At 44.0% G+C, this 1,342-nt stretch carries 1 pseudogene; it reads right to left on the bottom strand.

Annotation, left to right across the window (positions count from 1 at the left end):
• Positions 1–904: 904 nt before the first annotated feature.
• A pseudogene (locus tag B5D49_RS14670) lies at positions 905–1,342 on the bottom strand (hypothetical protein); the annotation flags it as partial.

Raw genomic sequence — 1,342 nt, 5'->3', positions numbered from 1 at the left:
GGTATCGGGTTCATAGTCCCGCCAGCCAAAGCGTACCAAGCCGGTATCATGGTCGTGTAGCCCTCCCGCAAAGCCCAAGGGGCAGGGCAGGTACGAGTTGGGGTGAGTTCAGAAGTGGTTTGATCAATACAATTTGTCTTGAATATGTCTTTTTTCTGGTCGTGTGGTCTGTTGTTTGGCTCGAAAAAACAATTCGAAAAATATGGTCCCTGTCGAATAAAAGCCGATAAAAAGATGGGAGATTGCCGAATAGTCGACCCCATAGGTCGTGATACCGTAATAACCGATAAATAAAAAATATGAGGTAAGAGTAATTTTTGAAAAAAGAATAAGTTGGTATGTGCTTTTGAGCCACTCTCTCTGCGTAAAGTGGTAAATAAAAATCAATAGGGTGGCGCAGAAAAAGAAAATTTCCATCAGCTTGAAGTCATACTTCAGAAACATGATGCAGATAACGGACGAAGAGCCGAGTAAAATAGAATTTGCAGAAGCTGATATCTTCCCAAGCGTACCATGTATAGAGGAACTTTTTTTGTTTAGTATGTCATGCGTGAGAAAAAGAAGCAGTAGGCTGAAAACGATAAATAATAAGCCTTGTGTATACGATCCGTTTGTTATGTGAAACAGAGCGTTTCGTATTCCTGACCAAGCCATGCTCATAAGAAGTAATGCCATAAAATACCGTATTTTGTGGAAGCTATATGCCGCCATAAGCACTACGATGGATCCATAAGTTATTATATGGGATGTTATGGCATCGTCAAAAAAAAGGAGAGCAGGCGCATGGCCGTATCGAAATTCATAAAAATAGAGAAGCATGAGTAAAAATGTAATAGTGGAACAATAGCGTTGTCTGTGTCGCAATATTCGGTTGATCTGTTTCAAGAAGCCTTGCATGATTCTTTTATTCTCCGATCCAGAAACTTTTCAGAATACCACGAGGAATGTCAGCTGGTTCGAACCCGTCTTTCCGGCCTTCTTCGAAAACGCTTATGACCAACGGCCCCGCGTTCTTCATAGTTTTTCCCCAACGTTCTAAATCTGGTCCGATGAGTTCTTTGAGGGCCGCACCTCTATTTACGCTTTGCTCAAGACCCCAAATTGTAGAAGCCGTCGGAGCATCATTCTGTTGGATCTTGTTTTTGCCAACAATACTGAGCTGAGGCTGAGCGAGATCAACGCGCGTTTTAGGGGATGGAATGTTCCGCGTGTCGTTAACGGAATCCTTTTTTTCGAATTTGCCGTGTAGCCCTGTTTTGTCCACGGCGTTGACTGGGTCATCCAGGCAGTAGCCATACCAATCCGGGTCACCCCCTGCCGCGCCAAGGGGGTCTTGCGCGGT

This window comes from Paucidesulfovibrio gracilis DSM 16080, assembly GCF_900167125.1.
Taxonomy (GTDB): domain Bacteria; phylum Desulfobacterota; class Desulfovibrionia; order Desulfovibrionales; family Desulfovibrionaceae; genus Paucidesulfovibrio; species Paucidesulfovibrio gracilis.
This window is presented reverse-complemented; position numbering and strand designations above follow the sequence as displayed.